Genomic DNA, 20,800 nt, shown 5'->3' with positions numbered 1-20,800 from the left:
GACAATGCGCCGCGTTCCTACTCACACCTAGACAACAAGGTTATTGAGCTAGCGCAAATTTATCACAAAATTGCAACCTACATCACAATTGCTCGCGTGCATTTTAGCGTAACCACAAACTTACTGCTACGAAAATATCCATAAGGCAACCTGATTGCATCCATTTTAAACAATAAATTTACAATAACACCTTGTTGTTACCATAGACGTTTTCCCTGCACGCCCCTGTTAACCGTATAAAACGGTAGCTAACTCCCTAAAAATAGCCAAAGCTATGGCTAGTTAACTAGAATTATTTTAACTAATAAATTATTTATAACTTAAAAATAACAATAATTTACCAGTTCTACGACTGCATATATTAACCTTATCGCACAAAATTAAACACCTTTTATTAACATTGTTGTTATTTTAGGTTTTACTACTATTTAATCAGTCTCAAATTTAAAGCAATAAAAAAGGCCGTGTTTAAACGACCTTTACACCACACTAACAACTTACTATTCAATCAGTTACACAAAAACAAAGAGTAGCTATAAGTAAAGTTTCAAATTTTTTGAATAGACCAATGTTAATATCTGATTTAATTAAAGTTGTTTCAAAATATCAGAGCTAAGCTTTAAATCATTATTTTTGTTGATAGCGATACCTGCATTAATAATACTTTTAGCAATATTCTTTGCTTCTGTTAACGAATGCATCGTATAGGTACCACATTGATATTCATTCAACTCTGGGATATCAGCTTGTTGTTTAACATTGATCACATCGTGCATCGCACTTAACCATGCCGAACTCACAGTTTCTTCAGAAGGTTCACCAATTAAACTCATGTAAAAGCCAGTTCGACAGCCCATTGGCGAAATATCGATAATCTCAACATGTTCACTATTGAGGTGGTCACGCATAAAGCCTGCGTATAAATGCTCTAAGGTATGAATACCTTGTTCACTTAAAATGGCTTGATTTGGAATGCAAAAACGTAAATCAAATACAGTAATCGTATCCCCTTTTGGGGTTACCATGGTTTTAGCGATACGTACCGCAGGCGCTTGCATACGAGTATGATCTACAGTGAAACTATCGAGTAGTGGCATCCTTATCTCCAGTAACTTAAATGAATAAATTGGGTCCATTATCTTCTACATATGAACAGAACTATCTACGTTGCTTATTCACAATCAAATATCGATCTAATCATTACATATATTCAACATAAAACCAAAGATACTGCTCACTTCATGCACAGATTAATGACCATTTTTTGCCATAAAAAAAGCGTATCAAAAACTGATACGCTTTTTAAAAGTTGACCTGAAGTTAAGTCTAATTCCGGTAAATGAACTTAACCTTTACATTTGGGTGATTCAGGTACCGCGTCTAATGCTTGCCACTCATCAGGCGTATAAGTGTGCATCGTTAATGCGTGCAGACCGTGCTCAAATTCATCCATTAACGCGCCATTCACAGCACGATGGCGAGCAATCAACCGTTGGCCTTCAAAGGTATTACTGACAATAACCACTTTAAAGTGGGTTTCTGAATTTGCAGGAACGTGATGATTGTGACTTTCATTAATCACTTCAAGATGCGTTGGGGAGAGTGCTGCAGTTAATTTCTCGGTCAAACGATTAGCAATAGGTGTATCCATCATCAGTAAACTCATGTAAATAACTAAGATGGTTAGCAGAGTAATCTTGCGCCTTTGAAATAGCAAGATATGACCAAATGAGCAGTAATAATGTTAAAACGAATCTTGATGGTAACCCGCAATAATTTGCCTAAAAGTATAATTTAAGCGCATTTGCATCACTTTGCTGCGCTTGGGAATACCATGCAGCCAAGTTTGTTGCATACGCGCAGGCATCAACACTAAATCACCATCATTTAAACTCATCATATGGCGTTGTTTAGTTTGTTTGTGCTGCACCACAAAATCTCTACTTGCCCCTAAACTGATAGATACAATAGGCGTCTGTGGCACGATTTCTGGTTCATCATCACAATGCATTCCCATTTGATCCAAGCCATTACGATACTGATTCACTAACACCCCATTAAAATCCACCTCAAAATCTGCCAGCAACTTTTGCCGTAACTTGGTTAACATCGGGCGCCATGTTTGCGCAGCAATTAACGTATGTGAAAACTTGATATGGCAACCAGTATCTGCAAACCACACTTGCTGACGCGGAATAGGGTGTTGTTTACCGTATACCGTGACTATCGGCTGTGAGAATGGATAAGTTTCTGCTTCTGCCAACAATAGCTGTCGCTGTTTAAGATTAAGGTAATTGGCAATATGCGTAAAAGGTAATTGCTGAGGTGCTTTATCAGCAAATAAGTCAGCTTGTTGCATTTACTCTCCTTAACAAATTGCGTCTGTCATAGCGATCAGCGATAATCACCGACATTATTGAACACTGCTAGGCCCCTTAATGAGTACACACTTTTGTTTAGCTGATATTGAGTTACAACTACATCGCTATCCAGCAACCCAAGAATCAAATTTGCAAGCATGGGATGCTGCTGATGAACACCTAATTAAACACTTAATAGAACAGCAACAACAAGCCGTGCCTAGCCTACTCATTAACGATAGTTTTGGTGCGCTGACCTGCGCCCTTAAAAGTCTAAATCCGCAGTGGCCATTGCAAATAGAAACCGACGCTAAAACCAGTTATTTAGGGATTAAGCATAACCTAAGCTGTAACCAATTAAATAGCGACCATATTGAGTTTATTAATAGCCGTCAGCCAATTTCAACAATACCGCAATTAGTTTTATGTAAATTGCCTAAAAACTTAAGCTATTTTAGTGAGCAGTTAGTACGTTTATCACAGGCATTACCACAAGGGATGCAGGTGTTAATTAGCGCTAAAGCAAAATCAATTAATAAGTCTATTTTAGCCTTAATTGAACAACATTTCGGCCCAGCAAGCGCAAGTTTAACTTGGAAAAAAACACGCATTATCACGGCTATTTTTGATGGTAAAGTGCGTAAGTTACCTGCGCCTCAACAATGGCAAATAGAAGATAGCCAACTTAACGTTACCAATTTAAGCAATGTATTTGCCGCTAATAAACTCGATATTGGTGCGCGTATTATGCTAGATAATTTACCCCAAGGTGATTATCAACAAATTATTGATCTTGGTTGTGGTAACGGCGTATTAGGCTTAACCGCAGCGAAACAATGGCCAAACGCTGATATCCACTTTGTTGATGATTCAGAAATGGCGGTTGCCAGTTGCCAACACAATTGGCAACTTAACGCGTTGCCTGCAGATAAAGGTCATTTTTATTGGGATGACTGTCTCACCCACCTACCTCAAGATGTGAATGCCGATTTAGTATTATGCAACCCGCCATTCCATCAAGGTGAAGCGATTACCGATCATATTGCATGGCAGATGTTCTTAGATGCTCGAAATCGCTTAAAAATCGGCGGCATCTTGCATATTGTAGGCAATCGCCATCTTGCTTATCACGTTAAGTTAAAACGTTTATTTGGTAACTGCACCACTGTCGCCAGCAATGGTAAATTTGTGATCCTGCAAGCTCAAAAAACCAAATAAGTTAAACCTAAATAACTAAAAAGGGCATTAACTGCCCTTTTTATTTATCTGCTGCGATGCTGGCGGCGCAAAAATTAGCTTTAATCGCTGCCTCAATGTTAATTCAGATTGACGCTGCTCTCGCCACATCTCACGCCATTCCGCAAACGTTACCGTCAATGGATTAAAGCTATTCACTGGCTTAGTGACCCCATATTGTACCGTCTCAACTTCAGGCTCAAAGCTGCCAAATAACTTATCCCAAATAATTAACACCCCAGCATAGTTTTTATCAATATATTGTGGGTTTTTACCGTGGTGTACGCGATGGTGTGCGGGCGAATTAAAGATATACTCCAATGGGCCAATAGATTTGATTGCTTGAGTATGTACAAAGAACTGTAATCCTAGATTTAATAGCACCGCAAATACGACATAATTAGGATCAAACCCTAATATCACTAATGGCAGCCAAAACAACCACATACCCGCAATGGGATACATTAAACTCTGCCTAAATGCCGTACTAAAATTCATATTTTCTGAACTATGATGTACCACGTGTGCAGCCCACAACCAGCGCACTCGATGACTGGCACGATGAAACCAGTAATAACAAAAATCCTGCGCCACCATCAGTAATATAAATGTCGCCCAATTCATCTCAATATCAAACAGCTTCCAGCCAAAAAACAGCAAATATACTTTACTGATAAACAGTCCAGCAGTGATATCTGCCACTTGATGCAAACTCGCAAGTGCCATATTGCATAACACCTCTTTTTGATGATATTGAGCTGATGGCGGTAACTGTTGTTTTCTATTACCGATATACCACTCGAGTGCAATACAAACAAAAAATATTGGCGCCAATACAATCAGTAACCATTCTGGGTGTGCGATTAATTGAGAGAAATTCACCTGTTCTCCTACCATTTTGCAAAATGATCTTCGGTTAAACCTAATTGCTCATGTAACTGAAATTCGCGCCCATCAGCAGTAATAAGATGTCCCGAAAATGAACCAATGTATTGCCTGAAGTTACTTTTCAAAAAACCTAAATTCAGCTTCTCACTACGACAATTTCGACTATTAAAAATAAGTTCTACTCGGCCATCATCACTGTAGATTCGCCAACAACTTGGTACAGCAGACATCCGTTCAAACTGGAAATGTACCGCTGGCAATAAATGACGCTGACCATTAACCCATAATATATTTTCAAGCGATCCAGTTTCATTCACGCCTGCGGCCAAATTGAGCCTAATCGATCATCTCCGACCAAGCCATTAATACTGGCCCAGCGCCAACTGGTTTCGCGGCGCATAAATCCAGCTGAAAAATCATAACCGCCTAAAAATGACTTAACATCTTGGCTAACACCATTAATGATTAATGAGCCCGCAATGTTAAGAGCATTATGTTTTTGAGTATAAGTCCAACCGCTATATCCAGTAGGGGTACACATCGCCAAAGGTTCATCAGGATAAGGCGGTTGTAGTTGCAGATCGGCAACAATATTGGGGTGATTTAATAGGATATGCCACAAACCATTGACGATACTAATTTGAACTTTAAAGTCTGAACTCTGTACCAAGCTTCACCACAAAACGGTGAACTTGCTAACTGATAGCCAATACCCAATGGTTTAAGCCATGAATACTCTTGTAATTCGTTAGTTTTTACATTGTATAAATAACAAAAACCGCTCCCAACATAACGAATATCAGCCAGCGCAATACCAATAACCCATTCGCTTGATACCAAACTTATAAATTGGAATTGTTTAAATGAAAAATGTTTACGCAGTTTCGATACTGGCTTATCCATTTCATTTAAATACTCAAACTGCTCCACGCCCAGTGAAGTCACAGCTTGATCAAAATAACCAAATTTTGGTTTGCCATGAATATCCATTAACGAACTAGTGTGTTGATGCATATATCATGCTGCTCCCTGCAAAAACATATAATTGTCCATTTACTGTACAGACAATGAGCAATGAAGAAAAGGCTAATGATGACTAGATGCGCACACTCAAATTTATGATATTCTCAGCGCTATATTTTGCTAACAGATAATGACTAATGAAAAGACTAGTTTTAATCAGTACCTTGCTAGCAACACTGGCAGGATGCGCAGGCCACCAGCCAAGTCATTTGGCATTAAGTCCAATGGTGCCATCAATTAACCAACAAGCGACAGCGACTAAAGATGTTGCTATCCAAACGTTCGATGCCCGTAAAGCCAACTACATCGTCAAATTTGCTAATGGTGATGATGCTGCTCGGTTAATTAGCCCATCAGAGCCAACAAGAGCTATTGTTGATAACCTATTTAAACAAGCATTTGTAAAGGCCGGCTATCAATTAAACAGTGACAGTAATGACCGAATGCAACTGCATATCACCCAACTGCTTACCACCGTTAATGAATCAATGTTTTCGTTTGATGCATACAGTGTCATCAGCATTCAAGTGACAGCGACTAATGATCGCCATACTTTCACTAAGCAATACAGTATCAAAGGCAACTTAAAGGGGCCATTCAGTGCTGACTTTGCACAATTGGAGTTGGAGCTCAATAAGCTAATATCCAAGCTCACAGGTGAAATTGTTAACGATGCTGAACTAAACCAATTTCTCGCACAAAAATAATAATCACAAAGGTACCCTATGAAAAAGCGTTTATATTGTTTGGTTGTTGCCGCTGCGATGAGCTTTCCCGTGCTAGCAGCCAAATTGGATATTCAACCCAACAGTCTCTATCCACAAGTTGAGTTTGATACCAGTATGGGCAAAGTAATCGTTGAACTAGATCGCACTAGAGCTCCAATTACTGTTGATAATTTTCTCACTTATGCAGTCAGTGGTGACTATAACAATACTATCTTCCACCGCGTTATTAGTGAATTTGTCGTGCAAGGCGGTGGCTTAAAACCAAACCTTAAAGAAATTAAAATTCGAGATGCGATTGTGAACGAGTCGGGTAACGGCCTGCAAAATGATCGCGGTTCAATTGCGATGGCCAGAGAAAACTCACCTCACTCAGCCACCAACCAATTTTATTTCAATGTGGCAGATAACTCAGCGTTAAATCCATCAACTCGCCGTTGGGGCTATACGGTTTTTGGTGAAGTCGTTAGTGGTATGGAAGTTATAGATGCCATGAGCCAAGTGCCCACGTCGCACAATGCGACATTAGGCTGGCCTGATGTTCCCGTTAAACCAATTATATTAAAATCAGTCAAATTACTGCCTCGAAATTAAAATTTATGGCTATAATCACTGTACCTGAATTATAGGTACAGTGTAGGCATGGAGGCCGTTATGACTAATCAAGATTTTGTTCATTTTCATTCCCCCACTTTAGCAAAACACGCAAAGGAGTTGCTGCTAAAACAAATTAATGTAGAACAATACCATCAATATTACTGGTCATTATTAGCGCAATGGCAAACACTCAATCTCGTCTCAAGTCAAACACCACAAAATCAAGAAAATGTGTTTTGGCATCTGCTATTTGAACTCGACCATTGGTCAATTGATCAACTGCGTAGCAATCATTCCTTAAAACAACACTTATTAGCCTGTTGTGACTTTATACAAGGAGATGGGCCAATGCCAGCCAATTGCATAGGCTTAGCCCCTGCATTCATTTTTGATGATTAACTTGAATAGTGACCAATGCCACCTTAAGCTAGCACTATCATTATTACTTGAGTTTTTTTATGGCGTTAGCTCAACAACTCAAACAGGTATTTGCACCTTTTTCTATCTATTTACAAAAACGTGTTTTAGTTCTGTTACTGCTGGGGTTTTCAGCGGGTTTACCGTTAATGTTGGTCTTTTCAACATTATCATTTTGGTTACGCGAAGCAGGTATTGAGCGTGCTGCAATCGGCTACTTTAGCTGGATAGCCTTGGTCTATGGCTTTAAATGGATGTGGTCACCTTTAGTCGACCGTTTGTCTATTCCGTGGTTATCAAAACGACTGGGGCAACGTCGAAGTTGGATGCTGTTTGCGCAAATAATGATTATTGGTGCCATTTTAGGCATGAGTTTTAGCGATCCTAAGCTACATCTCACTTACCTCGCCCTATTTGCACTGATGGTGGCATTTGCTTCAGCCACGCAAGATATTGCCATTGATGCGTTTCGAATTGAATCCGCCCCAGAAAGCATGCAAGCGGCACTGGCTGCGGCATATCAAACTGGTTATAGAGTGGCGATGATTATTGCTACCGCAGGTGCGCTTTCAATCGCAGCATGGGTGCAACCGAATGATGATGCCTACAATCTATTTGCGTGGCAGACCTCTTATAAAGTCATGGCACTATTTATGGTAATTGGTGTCATTACCACCTTAATGAGTAAAGAACCCAAAGTATCGACTCATATACTAGATGCAACTGAAGCGAAAGTCGCAGCAGCCTTTAGCGAAAGATTTAATCCAACCTTAGCCCGTTTATTCGCTTGGCTTTATACCGCAGCAGCATTACCTTTTTTAGATTTTTTTAAGCGTTATGGTAAAGCGGCCATACTCATTTTATTACTGATCTCTTGTTATCGGATTTCAGATATTGTGATGGGCGTAATGGCGAATGTGTTTTATGTGGATATGGGCTTTTCAAAAGAAGAAATTGCTTATATCAGCAAAATATACGGCTTAATTATGACCTTAGTAGGTGCAGGGTTTGGTGGCGTATTATTAGCACGCTTTGGCACCTTTAAAATTCTATTTTTAGGCGCGTTCTTAGTTGCTGTCACCAATATGTTATTCGCCTATCAAGCCTATATAGGTTATGACCCTAGCTTACTGACGGTAATTATTTCAATCGATAACTTTAGTTCTGGGATCGCAACTTCCGCCTTTATTGCTTATTTATCAAGCCTAACAAGCAGTGGTTACAGTGCCACCCAATATGCCCTGTTATCATCGATAATGTTGTTATTCCCTAAATTTATTGCAGGTTTTAGTGGTGAGTATGTTGATGCCTATGGCTATATTAACTTCTTTATCGCAGCCAGTTTAATTGGCTTCCCCGTATTAATATTAATTGCTTTAGTGGCAAAATATACGCCTAAAGCTAAACCCGCAGAGCCCAACGAGGGCGCAGAGCAAGTCAATAGTTTGTCGGATAACTAATATTTTCAGCCACAAAAAAGGGGAATTTAATTCCCCTTTTTACTGCCAGAAAATTAATCTCTGAAGTTATTAAACTGAAACGGTTGGCCTAAGTCAGCCTCGCGCGCTAGCGCCATTACCGCTTGTAAGTCATCACGTTTTTTACCGGTAATACGAACAGAGTCGCCTTGAATAGCAGCTTGTACTTTAATTTTGCTATCTTTAATTTTTTTAACCAGCTTCTTCGCAATATCGGTTTCAATACCTTCTTTAAAACGTACTTTTAAAGAGAAACTCTTACCACTATGAATCGCTTTTTCGTCAACATCCATTGCTGCAGGATCCACTTTACGCTTACTTAATTGCATACGTAGCATGTCAACCATCTGCTGGCACTGGAAATCACCTTCTGCAGTTAAGGTTACTTGATTATCTTTATACTCAACGTTAGTTTCTACGCCACGAAAATCGAATCGTGTATCAATTTCACGTTTAGTATTATCAACAGCATTACGTAATTCAACCGCATCAACTTCTGACACAATATCAAATGAAGGCATTTTCTCACCCTAACAAAAATATATGATGCCTCTATTTTACGCTGATCTATTGCGCAATGCCCATTAGATTTAACAAAGTCCGATAAAAACGGCGCTATTACAACCTAATGCTATTCTGAGCATAAGCTTTTAACCACAAATTAGCGGCATAATTTGACTAGTTGGTGACTTTAGCTGGAGTTTTTTCTATCATTGGCAAAATTTACATTAATTAAGCCGCTTGTGTTCAAAAGACAGAATATCTTTCGATTAGCATTAATAATCGCTATTTTAGTGGTTAGCTACTTAGTTTTTTCTAAGCCTAACTATCCACAAAATATCCCGAATCTTGATAAAGTAGGCCATTTTGGCAGTTTCTTTGGTCTCTCTTTTTTAGTCTATTTTGCCTTCAAACCTAAATGGTATTTAGTTGCTGCTGCAATGGCTGCTACGCCGTATTTATTGAGTTAGTTCAATCGAGATTACCATATCGCAGTGCCTCAGTGGGTGATGTGATTGCCGATATGGCCGGTGTTGCCGCATTTTATTTTTGCTTATGGCTAGTCAATCGCTATCGTCATTTGCAATCTCAAAATGACTAAGCTTGCGATTGTTGGTGCAGGAGCAATAGGCCAGCTTATTGCTTCGCAATTATCATCTACCTTTGACGTTCACTTCATTACTCGCCGCACCAATTTTAACTCACTGTGGCAAGTTGAAACCGCATCGCAACAACGCCAACAATATTCAGCCCCTGTCATTACTGCCGCAGATGATTTACAGCAATTTGAACTTGTTATTGTATGCGTTAAAGCCTATCAAGTTGTTGATGCAGTATTACCACTTTTAGATAAGCTTAATCCTCATTGCCATATTTTATTATTGCACAATGGCATGGGGCCACATTTAGCATTAATGGCTCATATTGGCGAACGCGGTTTAAGTTTAGGCACAACTTCACAAGGCGCACTTCTTACAAGCCCACAACGAGTAACACATACAGGCCTCGGCTTGACCCAACTAGGCCATTTACACGGAAAACCGCTGAACTCTTCACTCAAACAACAACTATTAGCGGCGATACCACAAAGTCAGTGGCATCCAGATATTATTAATGCACTATGGCAAAAACTCGCAATTAATGCCGCCATCAATCCATTAACTGCACTAGAACAGTGCAAAAATGGCCAATTAGCTGCATCTACCTACAAACAACATATTGACCAAATCGTGACGGAACTGCATCAGGTTGTGACGAGAGATAATATCGTCTTAGATAAAGCGGCATTATTAACACGTATCTATGACGTCATTCAGTTAACCGCTAATAACTACTCGTCGATGTACCAAGACATTGCCCACCAACGCCGTACTGAAATTGATTATATTAATGGTTATATCGTCACGAGAGCGCAGCAACATCATCTTGACGTGCCATTCAACTTCGCCTTAGTCACTCAAATAAAAAAGCTCGAAAAAAAACCAGCTAATCGTAATAACTAGCTGGCTTTGATAACGTTAAAATTAATTTCTAATAGTTTCAATTTCAGTGGTTGAAACTAAATTCGCTTCAATATCTGCCGCATCAAAACGTAAATCACGGAAACGTTTTTCAGTAGAATATAATAGGCTTTGATCACTGGCACTGGCTTTGGTGATATCACTTGATTGTGAATAGGTCAGTATGCCCCTCGCAACTGGCCCTGCATCAGTAAAGCTAATCGCCATCATCCAACTTGAACCATAACGAATAGGATAACCTTCTGCAGTTAATCCTGATGCCAATGGCACTCCTGTCACTGCATCCTTAGCCGCAGGGTAACTATGCTGTGGAATTAAGGTATCATCACCAGATAAACGAGTCGAAAACACGTTAAATCCGCCCTCTTGATGATGCGTACCCGGCCAAGGTAAGCGTGCACCTGATGGCATGCCATTAGGTAAAGATTTCTCACTAAACTGTACCGTGCCTAACGGCGCGTCAGCCTCAAATCCAGCATTACCTAAATTAAATTGCGCATGGGCCAAAATTGTTAATGCCGAACCATCATTGATTAACCCCGCCGGAGTGGTTGCAGCTTGGGTATAATCAAAACCTTGCGTTAGGTGCTTATCCTGTTCAAATAAAAACGCAAATTCACGTAACAGTGCGCCGCCAATGCTGTCATTGTCTTGCTTACCATTCCATGCTTGCAAAGCGGTACAGCTATGACCAACGTCAATCACGGTTGTAACCTCACCAGCAACAAAGCTAATTAATTTATCGGGATGCGCTTCACATTGCGCTAATAGTGCTGGCAATACTAGCTCAGCTAAATAGCTACGATTCGACAACGCTGCCGTTTCTAACTCGGCTAAACTAAACTTACCGTCATCTCCAGCACTATCAGCTAATAGCTTAAGCCCCATCCGCGTCCGTAACGTCAACTGTTCACGCTCTGGTCCATACAATGGAGAATAGTACTCTAATGGCTCATTTAAATTAGTTGACCAAAACGAATCGTTAGAGTTTTGCACATAGTCAGTCCGTGTTAACTGCGGCACTTTGGCGTATGGCGTTGCCCCTGAAAAATGGAATAAACCGCTATTAGGTAAAATGGTAAATCCTGCTTGCTGGCGTAAGTCTTTTAACTCTTTACTGGTTTTAAGAATGACCACTGCTTGATCAGATAAGCCCGGCGTCGCACTATCATCGATATAAAATGCATTGCCCTCTTTATCAGCCGCCATGGTGTTATTAAATACCATGCCATCATAATCAACATAAGCTTGCTTAAACTCATCTAAATTATTAGCTAAATTCATCGCCAACCAATGATCGAGCGGGTCCATATTAAACGCATTCACATCTTGAATGGTAAATGCTTGCGCATCATCCCATGCAAATGGCGCCACCTCTGCTGGCGCTTCCAAAATAGGGCCTTTATCGGAGAAATAGATATCTTTTGCCAAAGTAATGATACCTGCTGGGCCTGCGTTAACCTGTACTGTCATCGTCTCTTTAGTGATTGGTAATGGCGTACCTTCAAACAGATATTGCATTCTATCGCCTGAGGTTAGTTCAAGGTTATAAACTACAAAATGTTCCGCGGTAGAAAACGTATGAGTCCATGCAATATCATGATTAAAACCAATATTAATCACTCCAGGCATGCCCACTAATGAGCCCCCCATCATATCCAATTGATCTGGTATGGTGATATGTGACTGCCAAAAGCGTAGATTACCTGTATGAGGAAAGTGTGGATTAACTAATACCATACCACGGCCATTTTCGGTCTTATCTTTACCTAAACCCCAGCCATTTGAGCCTAAATCTCGCGGATTTTTCTGTGGCATTTTGATGTCATTCGCTTGGGCTAATAACTTTTGATTGATGTCATCCAATAATGGTTGAGCCGACGTTTTAGCAGTACTCATCCGTGGCAGATATTCTTGGCCATCACCAGGGTTGGCAAAAAAGATTAAATCGAAGAAATTTGCTGCGCCGGGTAATTGCGCAATCGAAAAAATGTAAGTTAACATATCAACCGAGCTAATCTCTTTCACCCATGGCTGGCCGGCACAAAATAGTTCTGCCGTTTGCTTACCCGCTTTCACATCGGCTAAATATTGATTATAACCATGAGTAAAACCACTAATAAGCGCACGGCTATTTTCACTCATCTCTGGCAATTTTTGCTCTGCCATCTGCCTAATTTTTAATGCCTTATAGCCAAAGTCAGAAATCAAATTACCATTATCTTCTGCTGTCGGTAATCCAGTATTAAAATCTAATGATGCGTGAGGGCCAAAGTAGAGCGAGCGTTCAGAATTTGCTTTAATAAAACCATCGGCCAGAATACACAAATTATCCTGTGCTTGAGCATAACCACTGCCAAAACCAATACCTTCTAAATTATCAGCTTGAATATGGGGTACGCCATAATCAGTACGTTTAATCGTTGCTCGAATAACACCATCTGAGGAGAAAGCTTGAATAGCACTGACGGCAGGAGCAGCTTGGGCAGGAGAATCATTATCGTCATTATCAGAGCAACCCACCATCAATCCCATAGCGGATATACTCATTAAGTACATGAGTCTTGTTATTGTCATAATATTCGTCTCTATTATTGTAAGTAACGGATCAATATGACAACAGACCAAGGAATTTCCTTATATCTCTATATAGACCCTTGAGTTATTCAAGTTAAACTTGTCTAATCACAGGTAATACTAGGTATCACACTTATTTAAACAATGATTTAAACGAGTGTCTACTATAAATAGGTCTAATAAATATATGTTTTCTAATTCAATATCGATAATTGTTGGCTCTAAAAATCCGGTAAAAATAAATGCGGTTGCCCAAGCATTTAAACAACTTTGGCCTAATACTAAGATAAATTGCCAAGGTATAAACGCACCATCAGGTGTTGCCGACCAACCGATGACAGAAGCAGAGACTCGCAAGGTGCTATTAATCGTAGTCAATTTTGCCAACAACAAGGCGGTGCAGATATTTATGTTGCAATTGAAGGCGGCGTCGATCAATTTGCTGAAGGTGCTGCGACATTTGCCTGTATTGCTATTTATTATCAACAACAACTTTATTTAGGCCGTAGTGCTTTATTACCGTTACCAATAAATGTATATAATGCATTGGTTGCAGGCGAAGAGTTAGGAACGGTAATGGATAAATTGTTTAATACTCAAAATATTAAGCAAAAAGGTGGGGCAATTGGTTTATTAACTCACGGCGCAGCAACACGTGAAAGTATTTATACGCAAGCAATGTTATTAGCCCTTGCGCCGATATTAAACCCCACCATTTATACAAAATAACTTGCCTAAAATAATGAGGCAAATGACTTTATTCACGACTAAAAAAACTAAGCATAACTAAAATGACAAAGCCATTAGTGACTATTGAAGCCAATACCATAGATGTTCGTAAACTCTCACGCTATATGATCCGCTATTTCGGTATGCTGAGCCCCAAATGCGGTGACTTACCAATATCCCCAATTCAGGGGCACTGCCTCGTAGAGTTAGGAGACAAGTCTCTCACTATCAAAGAGTTAGCTTATAATTTAAACTTAGACAAATCGAATGCAAGCCGTGCTGTTAACAGCTTAGTCCATCAAAATTTAGTGTTAACTCACACTAATCCAGAAGATCAACGCAGCCTTATTGTCAGCCTAACCAACAAAGGCAAAATACTTTTATCTCAATTAGATAGCCAACAAAACCAACAATATGCTCAAATAATGGCACAACTGAATGAAAATGATGCCAAACAGGTAATTGATGGTTTAAAGTTATACCAACAGGCAATGCAGCAGGTAAAACTACAAGCTGATTGTGATGTGAGTCTAGGTGAACCACATCAAGATAAAGCATTAGCCAGTATGATCCGTCAAGCCATTATAGAATTTGATCAAGTAGAAGAAAATAAACATCAATGGATTGATAACTTATATCAATGCTATCAACAAGCAAATGGTCAGTATTGGGTCGCTAATTTAAAGGGCAAACCACTTGGCATTGTGGGCTTTATTCCTTCCCCTGAAAACCCACAGACTTGCCAGCTTAAACATGTGTTCTTTGCTCCAATATTAAGGGGTCGAGGCTTAGCTAAACGAATGCTCATTATGGCATTCAAACAAGCTAAGAATATGGGGTTTAACACTTGCACGACAGAACTTCCTGTTGGCATTGATGCCGCCACCGAAATTTATCTTGATTTAGGTTTTAAACAATTCCAAGACCCTAATACTAAATCTGGATTTTCGCCTATGCTGTATTTTAAAAAACAGTTATAGCAAAATGACAAAACTTGCATTAGTGGCGTAGATGACCGAAGATCACTGCGCCTATTAAATGTGAGTTTTGTTAACCATGAATCATGCTGTACTGCGGGCGCAATTTCCCGCATTAAATCAAATTTTAAATGACTACCCGTTATGCTATTTAGATACCGCTGCGACCAGCCAAAAGCCGCAAATGGTTATCGATAGTATCAGTCACTATTACCAGTTTGATAATGCCAATGTACATCGTGCAGCTCATCAATTATCAGCAAGAGCCACATCCCAATACGAACAAGTACGTCATAAACTAAGCCAGTTTATTAATGCTCAACGTCATGAAGAAATTATTTTCACTCAAGGCACTACGCATGCGATTAATACGGTTGCGTATGGCTTAACCCATCAATTAAAGGTGGGCGATATCATCCTCATTGATAGCGCAGCCCATCACGCTAATATTGTGCCTTGGCAACAATTAGCTCAACGTACTGGCGCTATCATAAAATCTATTCCGCTCAATGGACAATGCCGTATCGACCTCGAGCAATATCAAGCATTAATCGCTCAAAAACCTAAAGTTGTCGCGCTTAATCATGTATCGAATGTACTGGGTACCGTTAATCCAGTCATTGAACTGATCGCAATGGCTAAAGCCGTTGGCGCACTAACCTTAATCGATGGTGCCCAAGCCATAGCTCACCTTCCAGTAGATGTTCAACAGCTCGGTTGTGATTTTTATGTGTTTTCAGGCCATAAAATGTATGGCCCAACAGGTATTGGCGTACTGTGGGGGGATTATGCAGCCCTTGACCAATTAATACCGCTGCTTACAGGTGGCGAGATGATTAAGCAAGTAAGCTTTAACCACACCAGTTTTAATCAATTACCAAACCGCCTAGAGGCAGGAACCCCTGCGATTGCCGAAGTGATAGGCCTCGGCAGCGCTATAGACTTTCTTAATCAACAAGATAGAGCCACCTGTCTGCAACACGAACAACAACTGATTAATTATTTGCAGCAGCAACTACAAGCTATAACGGGTATCGAACTCTATGGCGCTCATGCAGATAACATAGGTGCAGTGGCCTTTAATTTACAAGGCGAGCATCATCAAGATATCGGCATATTATTAGATCAGCAAGGGGTGGCTATTCGCTGTGGTCATCATTGTGCGATGCCATTAATCGAGTCGCTACAGATTAAAGGTTGCTGCCGAGCTTCACTGGGTATTTATAGCAATCAACAAGATATCGATATATTTATTAATGCACTTAAAGATGTGATTGAACTATTAGGCTAACCAAATAAATAGTTTTACTCATAAAAAAATGCGCAGTATTACTGCGCATTTACTTATCAATTATACCGGTTGCCAGCGCATGAGTAACTCTGAATCAGTCCAGTCATCCGCTAATAACAGTAAAATATTATCAACACTTAACGCTTCAAACAGATTTTGAAAACGGCCATCATCAAAATCAGGGTGTTCAAAACCGATATGCAAATTAAATAATTGACCACCAGCAGGCCAAATATTTAAACAAGTACCCGCTGCGCTAGTAAATACTAATCTTGGCTGCGTTAATCCCTGATTTTGCGCATTCAGCACCCGTGGGCTTTGATAGTATTCAATAAAACTCACACGACAGTCATCAACCGTAGCAAGCTCATCAAACACGGTAGCAGCCACAATATTATCGAGTCCAGAATCACACATATTTTTATACCCTTAAGCAATATATCATACGAAGAATATAGGCTTTTCATCCCCGAATTGACATCAGATGAACAGGATTTAATTATAATACTGCTTAGTGCGATTTATCTCGGCTTCAGTCGGTTTATAAGTGATCCAAGGGGCATCTATTTTCTTTTTATAACGAATCACTTTCTGGTCGATATCGAATTGATAAAAAGGAAATGTTTCACGTAAATTAAAAAACATCGCTGGAGCAAAAAACAAAATATCAGCGGCCAAATAACCGCCGTTGAATTTTAGAGGAACCAGGCCATACATTTGTGGCTCATTATCCTGATAGACAACAAAACGATATTGACCAAAACTTGTAGTTTTATATTTATGCCTCTGTTTATCATTGGTATTCACTGGTGAAAACTGATTAATTTTTACTGTCACATTAGGCTGCATTGCCTCAAATGAGGTTTTAGCACTACAAGCACTCATCGTTAATAGCAAACCAACCATTACCATTTTTCTTATTTTATCCATGTTTACACCCAAGCTATTTATGTTTCAGTATCATCTTGCGAATCCCATTATTTGACCATCACCCTAAAAGATGATTTCTGGTAGAATGTCGGCTCAATATCATGACTCGATTTAATAAAACAGGCTCGCACCATGTCACAAGGCGAAAATCATTTAAGCCAGCAACATTTCCTTGAATTTATTGCAGATCCAAAAAGCTTACTTATTGCATTTGAGCAAGCTCAGCATTGGCAAGAAAAGTACCGCCAAATCATGCTACTCGGTAAGTCGTTGGCTAAAATGGATGACAGCCTTAAAGTAGAACAAGCACAAGTACAAGGTTGTGAGAGTGATGCTTGGCTTTACCACATGCCAATTGATGGCAAACACTACTTTATTGCTGACAGTGATGCCCGCGTGGTAAAAGGGTTAATCGCATTATTATTAGGAGCCTGCCAAGGCCAAGATAGTGCAACCATTGCAGCTTTTGATCCTGCAGCTTATTTTACTGAATTAGGTATTGCCGGCCAATTAAGCCCATCACGAACCAATGGCTTATATGCCTTAGCCAATGCAATTAAAGCGGTTGTTTAAACACATACTAAAAAGCCGACATACAATGTCGGCTTTTGCGGTTATTTAACTCACCTTATAGCATCATATTGGCAATGGTCTTTTGAATACCAACCACATCAGTACCGCGCTTTAACTCTTTTACCAGTGGCTCTGATTGACCTGAAATCCAAATCTTAAGCTCTGCATCCATATCGAAACTGCCCGCAGTTTCCACTTCAAAGTGAGTCATCGATTTATAAGGTATAGAGTGATAACTGGTCTTTTTACCTGTGACTCCCTGCTTATCAACTAAAATCATCCGTTTATTAGTGAAGATAAACATATCGCGGATCAACTTATAAGCCAGCATTAGCTGCTCATCATCCGCCATAATTGGTGCTAACTCTTGTGCTAGCTCACTTAAATCAACTTCAGTAGCGTTGCCCATTACGGCATCAAAAAATCCCATTTTTTGTCCTTAATGATTAATAAATTATGCTTTAATTTTAGCTTTACCCACCACCATCATTTCACACTTATGGCAATCAAACACTAACTTTAATACTTCGTTACCCATCTCTAATACCATAGGTTCAGCTTTAATGCCTTCGACTTCTTTAGGGCATAAATTAAAGCTATAACGCAAACAGTGCTTAGTGATCATCAATGGCGCATCTTGCTCCAACTTCTGCAATTCATAAGCAGGTTCCACTTCTATTACGCCATGTTGCTGATAGAAGCTTTTAGCTTGTTGATTAGCCACATTACCTAAATAACTTAAATGATTTTCAGGAAACTTAGCCTTATCATCCAGCTGCCATTTTTCAGGTCGTTGATAAGCATCTGCGCGCTGCTGGATCAATGCATCAATCGCTTGGCGGCGTAAATTATTTAAAGCTGATGCCGCAAAAAAGTATTGCTCGCAGCCAGACAACTCAAGTTCACCTAAATAAAAGTCAGTACAGCCCAACTTTTTAAGCTGTTTCTCTAATGTTTGCTTACCCTTTATTGGATCATTAGCAGCCACTTTATCGGTAATGAGCTCAGCGTGAGCTTGATGACCGCGGCCATCATCTAGGGTTAATTTAAATCCCTGTTCAGTTTCAACTAACTGCATATCAACTTTGATACGACGTTTAGCAGAATCCTTGCTCATAATGGTTTCAAATGCTTGGTCGTGGTTACGATAAAGCATCATCCCCACCCGTAAGTTTTTATCCATTTTAGCCAAATATAGGCGATTCGCTTCGGCGCGGTTAATGCGTAAGCCACCTAATTTGTCATCTGATAAGGCTTTATTCTGATGTTCATTAACGAAGTAACAGAAACCGTCACCATTATTAAATTCAAGTTGTGAATCTAACTCGATAAAATCACGGCCAATATGGCTAATCGTACCTGCTGGCTCACCTAAGTATTTAGGCGATTCAAAGTCACTGATTTTATTGGTTCGTTCATTAACAAAATAATCGGTTTTACCACGGTTAAAGCTTTTATCCGGATTGGGGCTAAATTGATACTCACAACGGCCGTGTGATGAAGCTTGTAAATCGGCACGCTTAGCGATAATCGCATCAAGTTGCTGGCGATAATGCGCAGTCACGTTTTTAACATAGCTTAAATCTTTAAGACGACCTTCAATTTTGAATGAACGAATACCCGCATCAATTAACGCTTCAAGGTTGTCAGTTTGATTATTATCTTTGAGTGATAAAAGGTGCTTGTTTTCTGCTAAAACTTCACCTTGCCTTGTCTTTAAATTACAAGGTAAACGACACATTTGTGAACATGAACCGCGATTGGCACTACGATCAGTAAAGGCTTCACTGATATAACACTGGCCACTGTAGCTGACGCATAAAGCACCATGAATAAAGAACTCAAGTTGCATCTTAGTCATTGCTGCAATACTGCGGATTTCAGTTAAATTCAGCTCTCGTGCTAACACTACCTGTGAAAAACCAACTTGCTCTAAAAAAGCCACTTTTTCACTGCTGCGATTATCCATTTGGGTACTAGCATGCAGTGCAATCGGCGGTAAATTCAGCTGTAAAATACCCATATCTTGCACAATTAAAGCATCAGCTCCGGCCTCATAAATCTGCCAGATTAAGCGTTCAACTTCAGGCAATTGCGCATCCGTTAAAATGGTATTGACCGCCACAAAGACTTGCGCATAGTAACGATGGGCAAATTCGCATAATTGAGCAATATCCTCAATACTATTGCCTGCCGCTGCGCGTGCACCAAATGCAGGGCCGCCAATGTAGACTGCATCTGCGCCATGACTAATGGCTGCCATGCCATATTCTAGATTTTTGGCAGGTGCTAATAGCTCAATACGATTAGACACATGCTGAAGATTATCTGGGGTAAATAAGGCAGGTTGCGACATAAATGACAGGCTCAACAGAGAACATATATAAGGATTGAGGATTATAGCATAGTGTCTAGCAAGTGCTATTATCTAGCACAGCACATCACTAACTCTCCGTTTTGATCCACTTCACCGGTAAATTCAAACCCCAGCTGTTGATAAAGCCTAATCGCATGCGGATTGTCGTTATAGACACTGAGATAGACTTCAGACACATGATAATGCTGATACAAATACGTCATGACTAGCGTGGCAAAGCGTTTACCCAATCCTTGCCCTTGAAAACTAATATCAATCAAGAATCGATCAAACCAAACCCGCTGTAATGGTTCAAAAAACTCACCAAACATGGCAAAGCCTGCTAACTCTTGTTGATAATACAGTGCCACTGGCACAAAACGAGGATCTTGCTTAGCCTCAGCTAAACAATCGCTAATGGTTTCAATAAAACCCTGTTGTGAAGGTGCCAATGACAGGTTCAATAATTGGGGTAAATTGCTCGGCGTCACCGTCGTCATTGAGCAATCATCTATCTGCTGAAGGGTTTGCATAATGTCATATAAATCATGATATAAAGATAAGCAAAGTATATCTAAAACCGTAGATTAAGATAGATAATACAGTAGATTAAGATAGATAA

At 39.8% G+C, this 20,800-nt stretch carries 20 protein-coding genes and 3 pseudogenes; 11 read left to right on the top strand and 12 right to left on the bottom strand.

Features of this window, described 5'->3' with window-relative positions; all coding sequences use genetic code 11:
- Positions 1-587: 587 nt before the first annotated feature.
- The 3 genes from luxS to JCM15074_RS08885 all read right to left on the bottom strand — a co-directional run bounded on the left by luxS (position 588) and on the right by JCM15074_RS08885 (position 2,359).
- A complete protein-coding gene (gene luxS / locus JCM15074_RS08895) occupies positions 588-1,097 on the bottom strand; it encodes an S-ribosylhomocysteine lyase (protein WP_025820880.1) in 510 nt (169 codons plus the stop codon).
- Positions 1,098-1,345: 248 nt separating this feature from the next.
- Complete coding sequence (locus tag JCM15074_RS08890) at positions 1,346-1,654, bottom strand: BolA family protein (protein ID WP_234400200.1); 309 nt, start codon at positions 1,652-1,654, stop codon at positions 1,346-1,348.
- A 90-nt stretch (positions 1,655-1,744) separates the two neighbouring features.
- The gene (locus JCM15074_RS08885; protein ID WP_025820878.1) at positions 1,745-2,359 is read right to left on the bottom strand and encodes an alpha-ketoglutarate-dependent dioxygenase AlkB family protein; all 615 of its coding nucleotides are present in this window, start codon (positions 2,357-2,359) and stop codon (positions 1,745-1,747) included.
- 79 nt (positions 2,360-2,438) lie between these two features.
- On the opposite strand from JCM15074_RS08885, the gene JCM15074_RS08880 reads away from it, so the two are divergent.
- Positions 2,439-3,578 carry a methyltransferase gene (locus JCM15074_RS08880; RefSeq protein WP_025820877.1) on the top strand — a complete coding sequence of 380 codons (1,140 nt, stop codon included), beginning with the start codon at positions 2,439-2,441 and terminating at the stop codon, positions 3,576-3,578.
- A gap of 27 nt (positions 3,579-3,605) precedes the next feature.
- Here JCM15074_RS08880 and JCM15074_RS08875 read toward each other — a convergent pair whose 3' ends face one another.
- Both JCM15074_RS08875 and JCM15074_RS21635 read right to left on the bottom strand, forming a co-directional pair.
- Positions 3,606-4,478 (bottom strand): sterol desaturase family protein, encoded by an 873-nt coding sequence (locus tag JCM15074_RS08875; RefSeq protein WP_025820876.1) that lies wholly within the window; start codon positions 4,476-4,478, stop codon positions 3,606-3,608.
- 8 nt (positions 4,479-4,486) lie between these two features.
- Positions 4,487-5,498, bottom strand: a pseudogene (locus JCM15074_RS21635) (DUF2804 domain-containing protein).
- A 146-nt stretch (positions 5,499-5,644) separates the two neighbouring features.
- Between JCM15074_RS21635 and JCM15074_RS08865 the strand changes: the two are divergent.
- Genes JCM15074_RS08865 through JCM15074_RS08850 form a run of 4 tightly spaced genes read left to right on the top strand, consistent with a single transcriptional unit; the run spans position 5,645 to position 8,706 of the window.
- Positions 5,645-6,214 carry a YajG family lipoprotein gene (locus JCM15074_RS08865; protein WP_025820875.1) on the top strand — a complete coding sequence of 190 codons (570 nt, stop codon included), beginning with the start codon at positions 5,645-5,647 and terminating at the stop codon, positions 6,212-6,214.
- 57 nt (positions 6,215-6,271) lie between these two features.
- The gene (locus tag JCM15074_RS08860) at positions 6,272-6,826 is read left to right on the top strand and encodes a peptidylprolyl isomerase (RefSeq protein ID WP_234400201.1); all 555 of its coding nucleotides are present in this window, start codon (positions 6,272-6,274) and stop codon (positions 6,824-6,826) included.
- 60 nt (positions 6,827-6,886) lie between these two features.
- Positions 6,887-7,228: a hypothetical protein gene (locus tag JCM15074_RS08855; protein ID WP_025820873.1), complete on the top strand. Its 342-nt coding sequence runs from the start codon at positions 6,887-6,889 to the stop codon at positions 7,226-7,228.
- A 59-nt stretch (positions 7,229-7,287) separates the two neighbouring features.
- Positions 7,288-8,706 (top strand): AmpG family muropeptide MFS transporter, encoded by a 1,419-nt coding sequence (locus JCM15074_RS08850; protein WP_025820872.1) that lies wholly within the window; start codon positions 7,288-7,290, stop codon positions 8,704-8,706.
- 53 nt (positions 8,707-8,759) lie between these two features.
- Here the strand turns inward: JCM15074_RS08850 and JCM15074_RS08845 are convergent, their stop codons facing one another.
- Positions 8,760-9,245, bottom strand: a complete 486-nt coding sequence (locus JCM15074_RS08845) for a YajQ family cyclic di-GMP-binding protein (RefSeq protein ID WP_025820871.1) — start codon at positions 9,243-9,245, stop codon at positions 8,760-8,762.
- A gap of 222 nt (positions 9,246-9,467) precedes the next feature.
- On the opposite strand from JCM15074_RS08845, the pseudogene JCM15074_RS21630 reads away from it, so the two are divergent.
- Positions 9,468-9,826, top strand: a pseudogene (locus JCM15074_RS21630) (VanZ family protein).
- Positions 9,819-10,727: a ketopantoate reductase family protein gene (locus JCM15074_RS08835; RefSeq protein ID WP_025820870.1), complete on the top strand. Its 909-nt coding sequence runs from the start codon at positions 9,819-9,821 to the stop codon at positions 10,725-10,727. Before JCM15074_RS21630 ends, JCM15074_RS08835 begins: the two are co-directional and overlap by 8 nt.
- A 21-nt stretch (positions 10,728-10,748) precedes the next feature.
- Here JCM15074_RS08835 and JCM15074_RS08830 read toward each other — a convergent pair whose 3' ends face one another.
- Positions 10,749-13,322, bottom strand: a complete 2,574-nt coding sequence (locus tag JCM15074_RS08830) for an acylase (RefSeq protein WP_025820869.1) — start codon at positions 13,320-13,322, stop codon at positions 10,749-10,751.
- Positions 13,323-13,509: 187 nt separating this feature from the next.
- Here JCM15074_RS08830 and yjjX point away from each other — a divergent pair.
- The 3 genes and pseudogenes from yjjX (at position 13,510) to JCM15074_RS08815 (ending at position 16,319) form a co-directional block, all read left to right on the top strand.
- Positions 13,510-14,051: pseudogene (gene yjjX / locus JCM15074_RS21625) on the top strand (inosine/xanthosine triphosphatase).
- 62 nt (positions 14,052-14,113) lie between these two features.
- On the top strand, positions 14,114-15,031 hold the full coding sequence (locus JCM15074_RS08820) for a bifunctional helix-turn-helix transcriptional regulator/GNAT family N-acetyltransferase (protein WP_025820868.1): 918 nt from the start codon (positions 14,114-14,116) through the stop codon (positions 15,029-15,031).
- 76 nt (positions 15,032-15,107) lie between these two features.
- Positions 15,108-16,319, top strand: a complete 1,212-nt coding sequence (locus JCM15074_RS08815) for a cysteine desulfurase (protein WP_025820867.1) — start codon at positions 15,108-15,110, stop codon at positions 16,317-16,319.
- 60 nt (positions 16,320-16,379) lie between these two features.
- On the opposite strand, the gene JCM15074_RS08810 is transcribed toward JCM15074_RS08815, so the two are convergent.
- Both JCM15074_RS08810 and JCM15074_RS08805 read right to left on the bottom strand, forming a co-directional pair.
- Positions 16,380-16,736, bottom strand: coding sequence for a hypothetical protein (locus tag JCM15074_RS08810; RefSeq protein ID WP_025820866.1), 357 nt, complete (start codon positions 16,734-16,736; stop codon positions 16,380-16,382).
- 78 nt (positions 16,737-16,814) lie between these two features.
- Positions 16,815-17,249, bottom strand: coding sequence for a hypothetical protein (locus JCM15074_RS08805; RefSeq protein ID WP_025820865.1), 435 nt, complete (start codon positions 17,247-17,249; stop codon positions 16,815-16,817).
- 132 nt (positions 17,250-17,381) lie between these two features.
- Between JCM15074_RS08805 and JCM15074_RS08800 the strand changes: the two genes are divergently transcribed.
- Complete coding sequence (locus JCM15074_RS08800; RefSeq protein WP_025820864.1) at positions 17,382-17,822, top strand: SufE family protein; 441 nt, start codon at positions 17,382-17,384, stop codon at positions 17,820-17,822.
- A gap of 55 nt (positions 17,823-17,877) precedes the next feature.
- Here the strand turns inward: JCM15074_RS08800 and JCM15074_RS08795 are convergent, their stop codons facing one another.
- From JCM15074_RS08795 to JCM15074_RS08785, 3 genes are all read right to left on the bottom strand, one after another.
- Complete coding sequence (locus tag JCM15074_RS08795; protein WP_025820863.1) at positions 17,878-18,252, bottom strand: PH domain-containing protein; 375 nt, start codon at positions 18,250-18,252, stop codon at positions 17,878-17,880.
- Between the two features lie 24 nt (positions 18,253-18,276).
- Positions 18,277-20,178, bottom strand: coding sequence for a peptidase U32 family protein (locus JCM15074_RS08790; RefSeq protein WP_025820862.1), 1,902 nt, complete (start codon positions 20,176-20,178; stop codon positions 18,277-18,279).
- A gap of 68 nt (positions 20,179-20,246) precedes the next feature.
- Positions 20,247-20,711: a GNAT family N-acetyltransferase gene (locus tag JCM15074_RS08785; protein WP_234400198.1), complete on the bottom strand. Its 465-nt coding sequence runs from the start codon at positions 20,709-20,711 to the stop codon at positions 20,247-20,249.
- Between the last annotated feature and the right edge of the window lie 89 nt (positions 20,712-20,800).

It is taken from the genome of Shewanella marina JCM 15074, assembly GCF_000614975.1.
Classification (GTDB): domain Bacteria; phylum Pseudomonadota; class Gammaproteobacteria; order Enterobacterales; family Shewanellaceae; genus Shewanella; species Shewanella marina.
Note: the sequence above shows the minus strand (reverse complement) of the source record. Positions and strands in the feature narration are given on the sequence as shown.

Coding starts and splice junctions, on each gene's coding strand:
- JCM15074_RS08795 (WP_025820863.1), bottom strand. CDS start 18,252: ATGGGATTTTTTGATGCCGTAATGGGCAACGCTACTGAAGTTGATTTA.
- JCM15074_RS08785 (WP_234400198.1), bottom strand. CDS start 20,711: ATGCAAACCCTTCAGCAGATAGATGATTGCTCAATGACGACGGTGACG.
- JCM15074_RS08830 (WP_025820869.1), bottom strand. CDS start 13,322: ATGACAATAACAAGACTCATGTACTTAATGAGTATATCCGCTATGGGA.
- JCM15074_RS08845 (WP_025820871.1), bottom strand. CDS start 9,245: ATGCCTTCATTTGATATTGTGTCAGAAGTTGATGCGGTTGAATTACGT.
- luxS (WP_025820880.1), bottom strand. CDS start 1,097: ATGCCACTACTCGATAGTTTCACTGTAGATCATACTCGTATGCAAGCG.
- JCM15074_RS08850 (WP_025820872.1), top strand. CDS start 7,288: ATGGCGTTAGCTCAACAACTCAAACAGGTATTTGCACCTTTTTCTATC.
- JCM15074_RS08790 (WP_025820862.1), bottom strand. CDS start 20,178: ATGTCGCAACCTGCCTTATTTACCCCAGATAATCTTCAGCATGTGTCT.
- JCM15074_RS08805 (WP_025820865.1), bottom strand. CDS start 17,249: ATGGATAAAATAAGAAAAATGGTAATGGTTGGTTTGCTATTAACGATG.
- JCM15074_RS08885 (WP_025820878.1), bottom strand. CDS start 2,359: ATGCAACAAGCTGACTTATTTGCTGATAAAGCACCTCAGCAATTACCT.
- JCM15074_RS08860 (WP_234400201.1), top strand. CDS start 6,272: ATGAGCTTTCCCGTGCTAGCAGCCAAATTGGATATTCAACCCAACAGT.
- JCM15074_RS08880 (WP_025820877.1), top strand. CDS start 2,439: ATGAGTACACACTTTTGTTTAGCTGATATTGAGTTACAACTACATCGC.
- JCM15074_RS08815 (WP_025820867.1), top strand. CDS start 15,108: ATGAATCATGCTGTACTGCGGGCGCAATTTCCCGCATTAAATCAAATT.
- JCM15074_RS08890 (WP_234400200.1), bottom strand. CDS start 1,654: ATGATGGATACACCTATTGCTAATCGTTTGACCGAGAAATTAACTGCA.
- JCM15074_RS08835 (WP_025820870.1), top strand. CDS start 9,819: ATGACTAAGCTTGCGATTGTTGGTGCAGGAGCAATAGGCCAGCTTATT.
- JCM15074_RS08865 (WP_025820875.1), top strand. CDS start 5,645: ATGAAAAGACTAGTTTTAATCAGTACCTTGCTAGCAACACTGGCAGGA.
- JCM15074_RS08800 (WP_025820864.1), top strand. CDS start 17,382: ATGTCACAAGGCGAAAATCATTTAAGCCAGCAACATTTCCTTGAATTT.
- JCM15074_RS08855 (WP_025820873.1), top strand. CDS start 6,887: ATGACTAATCAAGATTTTGTTCATTTTCATTCCCCCACTTTAGCAAAA.
- JCM15074_RS08810 (WP_025820866.1), bottom strand. CDS start 16,736: ATGTGTGATTCTGGACTCGATAATATTGTGGCTGCTACCGTGTTTGAT.
- JCM15074_RS08820 (WP_025820868.1), top strand. CDS start 14,114: ATGACAAAGCCATTAGTGACTATTGAAGCCAATACCATAGATGTTCGT.